This is a genomic window from Kosmotoga sp. DU53 (genome assembly GCF_001639905.1).
Taxonomy (GTDB): domain Bacteria; phylum Thermotogota; class Thermotogae; order Petrotogales; family Kosmotogaceae; genus Kosmotoga; species Kosmotoga olearia.
On sequence record NZ_JGCK01000065.1, the window covers coordinates 1 to 6,948 of the forward strand.

12 protein-coding genes and 1 pseudogene are annotated in these 6,948 nt (G+C 40.2%); 10 read left to right on the forward strand and 3 right to left on the reverse strand.

The window, feature by feature from the left end; all coding sequences use genetic code 11:
• The 10 genes from DU53_RS09175 to DU53_RS13235 form a co-directional block, all read left to right on the forward strand.
• The coding region (locus DU53_RS09175; RefSeq protein WP_153020850.1) for an integrase core domain-containing protein at positions 1–182 on the forward strand (182 nt) is incomplete at its 5' end.
• 264 nt (positions 183–446) lie between these two features.
• Positions 447–773 carry a nucleotidyltransferase family protein gene (locus tag DU53_RS09180; protein ID WP_015869117.1) on the forward strand — a complete coding sequence of 109 codons (327 nt, stop codon included), beginning with the start codon at positions 447–449 and terminating at the stop codon, positions 771–773.
• Positions 745–1,107 carry a nucleotidyltransferase substrate binding protein gene (locus DU53_RS09185; protein WP_063728467.1) on the forward strand — a complete coding sequence of 121 codons (363 nt, stop codon included), beginning with the start codon at positions 745–747 and terminating at the stop codon, positions 1,105–1,107. The genes DU53_RS09180 and DU53_RS09185 overlap by 29 nt, the downstream gene beginning before the upstream one ends.
• A gap of 504 nt (positions 1,108–1,611) precedes the next feature.
• Positions 1,612–1,863 carry a (2Fe-2S) ferredoxin domain-containing protein gene (locus DU53_RS09190; protein WP_015869119.1) on the forward strand — a complete coding sequence of 84 codons (252 nt, stop codon included), beginning with the start codon at positions 1,612–1,614 and terminating at the stop codon, positions 1,861–1,863.
• A 5-nt stretch (positions 1,864–1,868) separates the two neighbouring features.
• Complete coding sequence (locus DU53_RS09195) at positions 1,869–2,360, forward strand: PAS domain-containing protein (protein ID WP_015869120.1); 492 nt, start codon at positions 1,869–1,871, stop codon at positions 2,358–2,360.
• A gap of 5 nt (positions 2,361–2,365) precedes the next feature.
• The gene (locus tag DU53_RS12005; protein WP_161484784.1) at positions 2,366–3,019 is read left to right on the forward strand and encodes a SpoIIE family protein phosphatase; all 654 of its coding nucleotides are present in this window, start codon (positions 2,366–2,368) and stop codon (positions 3,017–3,019) included.
• Positions 3,020–3,075: 56 nt separating this feature from the next.
• Positions 3,076–3,528 (forward strand): hypothetical protein, encoded by a 453-nt coding sequence (locus DU53_RS12010; RefSeq protein WP_161484785.1) that lies wholly within the window; start codon positions 3,076–3,078, stop codon positions 3,526–3,528.
• An 11-nt stretch (positions 3,529–3,539) separates the two neighbouring features.
• Positions 3,540–3,773 (forward strand): NAD(P)H-dependent oxidoreductase subunit E, encoded by a 234-nt coding sequence (locus DU53_RS09205; RefSeq protein WP_015869122.1) that lies wholly within the window; start codon positions 3,540–3,542, stop codon positions 3,771–3,773.
• Complete coding sequence (locus DU53_RS13230; RefSeq protein ID WP_063728469.1) at positions 3,770–4,639, forward strand: 4Fe-4S dicluster domain-containing protein; 870 nt, start codon at positions 3,770–3,772, stop codon at positions 4,637–4,639. The genes DU53_RS09205 and DU53_RS13230 overlap by 4 nt, the downstream gene beginning before the upstream one ends.
• On the forward strand, positions 4,620–5,207 hold the full coding sequence (locus tag DU53_RS13235; protein WP_063728471.1) for a [Fe-Fe] hydrogenase large subunit C-terminal domain-containing protein: 588 nt from the start codon (positions 4,620–4,622) through the stop codon (positions 5,205–5,207). The genes DU53_RS13230 and DU53_RS13235 overlap by 20 nt, the downstream gene beginning before the upstream one ends.
• A 114-nt stretch (positions 5,208–5,321) precedes the next feature.
• Here the strand turns inward: DU53_RS13235 and DU53_RS12560 are convergent, their stop codons facing one another.
• The 3 genes and pseudogenes from DU53_RS12560 to istB all read right to left on the reverse strand — a co-directional run bounded on the left by DU53_RS12560 (position 5,322) and on the right by istB (position 6,830).
• Entirely contained in the window at positions 5,322–5,669 is a 348-nt protein-coding gene (locus DU53_RS12560) for an HAD-IA family hydrolase (RefSeq protein ID WP_255358905.1), read from the reverse strand.
• Between the two features lie 21 nt (positions 5,670–5,690).
• Complete coding sequence (locus DU53_RS12565) at positions 5,691–5,906, reverse strand: hypothetical protein (protein WP_201030057.1); 216 nt, start codon at positions 5,904–5,906, stop codon at positions 5,691–5,693.
• Positions 5,907–6,105: 199 nt separating this feature from the next.
• A pseudogene (gene istB / locus DU53_RS09225) lies at positions 6,106–6,830 on the reverse strand (IS21-like element ISKol3 family helper ATPase IstB).
• Positions 6,831–6,948: the final 118 nt, after the last annotated feature.

Genomic DNA, 6,948 nt, shown 5'->3' on the forward strand with positions numbered 1-6,948 from the left:
CTTTGAAAAGGGAATTCGTAAGAAACAACGAATTCAAGAATCTTGAAGACTTGTGTGAAAAACTAAAGGTATATCTGTCTTTTTACAACAACCTGAGACCTCATGGGTCATTGAAATACCAAACACCAAGATACTATACTGAATTCTCCAGCCAAAACGAGCCTGTGTACGTAAATCCTTGATGTTGGTCTGTTTTTGTCCAATATTTGGGGGTCAAGCCGTCGAGAACCATTAATGTAGGGGTACAGCATGCTGTGCCCTTTAGTCAGCGGTGTAGCCACTCCAGGCATCAATCAGCGAAGCTGATTCCCAGCATCAATCGCTAAAAGCGATTCCAAGCGTCATTGCCAAGGGCAATCCCAGCATCTTCCTTTTGAATTTGACTTCTGAATGATAGAATAGCACCAGAAGGTTATAAAGCGTGAATTTCGCACAAGGTGATAAAAATGGAGAAATTTTATAAAAAATTTGGTTTAAGTGGGGAACTAATTTGCCAGATCATTCGGCTAGTTGTGGATTTTTGCGACCCGGAAAAAATTTACCTTTTTGGATCCAGGGCCAGGGAGGATTTTAAGCGTGCGTCTGATATTGATATCGCTGTTGAAGGAGCCAAAAGGGAGATTGTAGGTCTAAAAGAATTGCTGGAAGAAGAAGTTAGGACGTTGCTTAAATTCGATGTTGTTGATCTTTCAAAAGTAAATGCGTATCTGAAGGAAGAAATCTACAGAGAAGGGATAGTTATATATGAAAAGATTCAAGCAAATAGCCAGTGATTACAAAAGAGCATATGAAAGGCTGAAAGAAGCGGCTGATACTGCAAAAACCACTCTGGAAATCGATGGGACTATTCAAAGGTTTGAGTTCACCTTTGAGCTTTCATGGAAACTTATCAAAGCATATTTGGAAAAGGAAGGTATTATATGCAATAGCCCACGAAAATGTTTCAAAGAAGCATACAAGTTAGGAATTATTGAAAACGAGGATACATGGCTTGAAATGATTGACGATAGAAATCTAACAGTTCATACATATGATGACAAAACTTCTCGAGCGATTTTTGATCGAATCAAAGACCATTATGTGATAGAAACTGAAAAAACTTCTTGAGTTGGATGGATAGTTATGGTGAGACAGCTGAAGTGTTGAGCTGTGCGCTGCTTTGCAGCGGAAACGAATCCCTCCGGGATTGCTACGAACTCATGCGGAGTTGACTCGAACCACTACGTGGTTGTTCCGAACCGCTTCGCGGTTGGGAAAAGCAGTCATTCTGGAGATGTCCTATCCAGAATCTGGGTTTCTTAAGTGCGAGATCCTGAATCAAGTTTAGGATGACAGGTGGGGGTATTTAGAATGACGAGTTCTGTTTATAAAGAGCGAAGCCAACACAGCGTCTGCAAGCCTCGGTTGTGCGGCGGTTACCGGATCTCGGATTTCCTTTCTTGGTTTTCACGTACAACCCACAACGTACAACCTACAACGTTTTTTTGGTTCTCGACTCTCGGATTCTTGAAATCTCGGATCTTATACAGCTCTACTAATTTTCTTAATAATAAAGACATGTTTAGAGGATAGAATTAAATTGTGAAAAAAATCACATGGAGGGTGCGTATTATGGAAATCAAAGTTTGTATGGGTAGCGCCTGTCATATAAAAGGTTCTCCAAACATCGCAAAGAAGCTTCAAGTCTTACTCAAAGAAAAAGGACTTGATGGAAAAGTCAGCCTTAAGGGATCCTTTTGTATGGGACCTTGCAATAAAGGGGTTGTAGTGTCCGTGGATGGTAAGGTTTTCTACCACATATCCGAGGACAATGTGGAAGAATTTTTCTTCAAAGAAATTTTGAAAAGAGGTGAAGAGGTTTGACCTCAATGAGAACGATCTGGGAGATTCTCTGGGATTACGATCCCAATGCTCTTGTGGTTGTAGATGAAAAGTTCAAGATTCGGATAGTAAATCCAGCCTTCAGAAAACTTTTCAAGTTTCATGAAGATGAGCAGATTGTGGGAAAGCATCTGAGCGAGATTTTCGAGGATGTCAAGGTTTTTGAAAAGGTTAGAGATGAAAATACTGTCATTAAGAATCAAAGGATGTACTTTCCCAAATATGACTTGAATGTGAACGTTGTGATATTCCCTATTCCTGAAGCCAAAATGATTGCAGCTATACTCATTGATATGACCTCAGAGATAGAACGGGAGAAAAAATCTCTGGAATTGAAAATGAAAGCCGCGGAACAGGTGCAGGCTGTTGTTGATAAACAGATGCAGATTGCTCAGGAAATAGCTTCCATACTTGGTGAAACGGTTGCAGAGACTAAGGCTCAGCTTATTAAGCTCAGGGACCTGATTACCCGGGAGTGATTGCGTTGCCGATTAGGGCAGGGGTGACAGTTAAACAACTGAATAAATATGGAGAAGAACTTTGTGGTGATACGGTAAAGATTAAGAAGATTTCTGGTGCGACTATCGTAGTCCTTTCAGATGGTTTGGGAAGCGGAGTTAAAGCGAGGATACTTTCTTCCCTGACATGTGAGATAATCGTCACGCTTTTCGAACAGGGAATAGATTTAAAAGAAACGGTACATACTCTTGCTAAAACGCTTCCTGTGTGTAAAGTACGAGGAATAGCCTATTCAACCTTTACGATATGTATTGTTAATGAAGATGGCGAGGTTCGTATAATAAATTACGATGGCCCACCGCCTGTGATTATAAAGCGTGGTCAATTGATAGATCCGCGAACTTTAGGAGCCTATAAAAACATTGAAGGCAGGAAGATTCTTGATGTTCGTTTTAAAGGAGACCCCGGAGACGCGATTTTCATGATGTCTGACGGTGTTTTACATGCAGGCCTTGGAAACCTTATGAACTTTGGGTGGGGTTGGGAAAACGTCGCAGAATACCTGCGAAAAGCCTTTGTCAAATATGATTCCTCCAGGAAAGCTGTGGAAAATGTGATGGAACTTACCAACAATTACTACGGCGGACAGCTGGAGATGACTCAACACTTGTTGGAATAAGAATAAAGGAAAAGAAGAATTTGGTGATATTTACCGGTCCGCCCCTTGATCCAGCGATGGATAGCTACGTTGTCAACCGCTTCCTTTCCCATAAAGACGCAACAAAGGTTGTGTGTGGCGGAACAACAGGAAATATTGTTGCCAGAGAGTTAGGACAGGAAATAGAGGTTGACCTTTCGACAATGCTTGATGACGTTCCTCCAGTGGGAAAGTTGGAAGGAGTTGATCTTGTCGCTGAAGGTGTTCTCACATTGAAAAAAGTGATAGCCATTCTTAAGAAATATGGTGTGGATGCTGAGAGCATCCCTCATGGCAAGGATGGAGCCACCCTGATGGCGAGGATGCTAGCAGAAAGTGAAGAAATAACTCTAATGGTTGGCCAAAGAATAAATCCATTTTATCAGAATCCTTCTCTTCCCTTTGACATGTCAGTAAGGCATAATCTTATTACTGAGCTCGTTTCAATTCTAGAAAAAGCCGGGAAGAAAGTTACGGTCGAATATTTTTAGGGGGTGCCATAATGAAAGTCAAAGTATGTGTCGGAACGATGTGTCATTTGATGGGAGCCAGTGAAATATTGACTGTGATACAGGAAATCGCCGATAATGATCCCAACATAGAATTAGTTGCTGTAACGTGCCCAGGATACTGCCATGTCGGGAAAAAGCCTCCAATAATAGAAATAAATGGTCAGGTATATGAGAATGTCACTGTTGAGAGCGTCTACCATATATTGAAAGAGGTGGACAAATGAGAAACGTAATAACAACAGAACTTACAAAACTTAGAAGGCAAATTTATATCAAACTGCTTCAGAAAATAATTTCGGGTAAGTACAACGAGATTCCCAAGATATCGAAAGAAATAATCAAAGAGGGAAGCATCCCGCAAGGTCAAGATGTTTACAAAACAAAGATAACGATTGATGAAACAATCAAGATTATTCTCGGGACGGATTATTCTAAAACCAAAGATCTGGAGCTATATGAGCTAATACCGGAAATGGAAGCGATACTCAAAGGTGAAAGTCCCTTAATGAACAAAAGCGGGAAAGTTATAAATATAATCAGGGAAATATGTGATGGATGTCCACTACCGAGTTATCATATCACAGACATGTGCCGTAATTGTTCGGCGAAATACTGTATAAATAGCTGTCCGAGAAATGCCATTCCAATTGTTGACGGAAAACCAAAAATAGATTCGGAAAAATGTGTCGGTTGTGGACTCTGTGCGAAGAACTGTCCTTATGGTGCCATAATAAAAATTCAACGCCCGTGTGTTTCAGCATGTGCCGTTGGCGCTACATACTCAGATGAAAATGGCTTTGTTTTAATTGACGATGAAAAATGCGTTCAGTGTGGAGAATGTGCGGTAGCATGTCCCTTCGGGGCAATAGTTGAAAGCTCTTCGATCGGTCAGGTCGCTGTCAGGCTTGGAAAAGAACCGATGGTGGCCATATTTGCCCCGGCTTCAGTGGCACAGTTTGGACCAAGGGTCTCGCTTGGTCAATTCAAAAAAGCCCTCAAAGAAGTGGGCTTCGTTGATGCTTTTGAGGTTGCCATTGGAGCGGATATGGTAGCCAAAGAAGAAGCGGAATATGTGGAAGAGAAATCTTGAAAGGCTTGGGTTCATAACCACTTCCTGTTGTCCGGCTTTCAAAAGAATGATAGAAACGAGATTTCCAGAACTTGTCGAACATATTTCGCCTTCCCTTTCTCCAATGCACATGCTTGCTAAAAAGATTAAGGAAGACTATCCAAACGCCAAGGTTGTTTTTATAGGACCATGTATAGCAAAGAAATATGAAGTTACCCTTCAACCATATACCGATTATGCACTGACATATGAAGAAATTGCCTCCATATTTGCGGTTAAAGGGATAGAACCAGCAAATGTAGAAGAGGAAGAACTCAATAACGCAACTCCTTATGGAAGACTGTTTGCTACCTCTGGCGGAGTGGCTGAAGCAGTTAAAAGCTTCGCAAACAAAGAGTTCGAAACAGTTGTCTGTTCAGGGTTAAAAGAGTGCATACAAACATTAGAAAAAGCAAAAAAGGGCGAAGTAAAAGGATTAATTGAAGGAATGAGCTGTGAAGGTGGCTGTATTTCTGGAACAAGAGTGATGGTAAATCCTCGAATCGCAATGTCAAACCTGAAAAGGCTCTTCAAAGTTGAGGAAACTTGATTATTTTACTTTCAGGATAATTTACAAAAAGGCTGGCATACTTGGCGGATGTCAGCCTTTCTATTTTTAAGACGAAGGGTCATTTTAAAGAAATTAACGATATTATTTATGCCCCTAGTTTAGAAGTTTATATTTGTTGGAAAGAATTCTTCTCAAGGATTGTGCGTCGGAGAAGACAATCCCGTTTATACCAATAGAATTTGCAGCTTCAACGTTTTTAGGTGAATCATCGATTAAAATACATTCGGAAGGCTCAATTTTTTCTGAATCGAGAATATACTTGTAGAAGTTTATATCTGGTTTTGCGTAACCAATGACGTTAGAAGCATAAACTTTCTGAAAAATGGAATAATCGCCTCTATTAATATGCACTTTATAATGAGAATCAATAGTATTCGTCCCGAGCACCACACGGATTTTCTGTTTAAGTTCGTGAATAATATCCACAGTTTCCGGGTTTATGTTGGGTTTGAAAAAGGTTACCTATAAATCTTCTTTGATTTCTTTGCCATAGTTTTTTGAGAAGCTTTTCCAAAAGTCTTCCGTGGAGAGTTTGCCTTTTTGGAGAAGCGCAAAATTTTCTTGACCGGCAAACTTAGTGAATTCTTTTTCTTTAATACGAAGATATTTGGAGATAAAAGGAACTACGGCTGTATTGTATGCTACAACTCCACCCATGTCAAAAATGCAAAGCTTCATAAAATTCCTCCTTAAAAAAATACGATCAAAAACTACCTTTGGTTATATAAAAATGTATAGGCAAGAAAACTCAAATATATAGCTGAAGACAGCAATATTTAACCAATAAAAATGCCTATTTGTAATGTCAAGAATGTTTTTGGCAATATAAAAATCCAGCGTTTGGAAAAATAAAAAACCAGCACCCGGGGTAAAAAAATTAAGTCTTAATACTCGAATGTTCCAATCGGTAACTCTTGCCTGCAAATACGAATAAATGGCAATGGTGAATCAATCTGTCTATTATGGCACTGGTGAGTTTCTCATCGTAGAATATCCCATTCCATTTGCTGAACTCAAGGTTCGTTGTGATTATTACGCTGTTCCTCTCATATCTTTCCGCAATCACTTGAAACAAGAGTTGCGCTCCTTCCCGGTCTAAAGGTATGTAACCCCATTCGTCGCATATGAGCAAATCTGTCTTTCTGAGTGTCTTCAAGAACCTCTTCAATGTTCCGTTGCTTTTTGCTTCCACAAGTTCATTTACCAGTGTGGCCGTTCTGTAAAATCTGACTTTCTTTTCCCGGTTACAAGCTGCGATACCTATGGCTGTTGCCATGTGTGTGTTTTTCCTGTTCCTACAGGGCCATACAGTATTAGGTTCTCTTTCTTTCCCAGAAACCTCCCTTCTTGTAATTCTTCCAATGTTATACTCTTGGGTATCTGTACGTTTTCAAAACTGTAGTCTTCGAAGGTTTTCATTACCTCGAAATTCGCCTGTTTTAGATAACGATTTTTACGTGATACCCGTCTGTTTTCAATCTCCAGCTTCAGTAGTTTCACCAGGAATTCCTCGTTGGTTTCTGCCTGTATCTTTTGGTAGTTTTCCACTATACTTTTTCCCAATCTCAGTTCTTTGCAGTATTGAGCGATGAGTTCTTTCATTTCCTTTCACCCACCAGGGCATCGTATTCCTTAAAATCGGTTGCGTACGCTCGTAATCTCGGTACTTCGTTCCCTGTTTCAAAGGGTGATGGTTCTTCCTGGATCAACCGTCGGTATG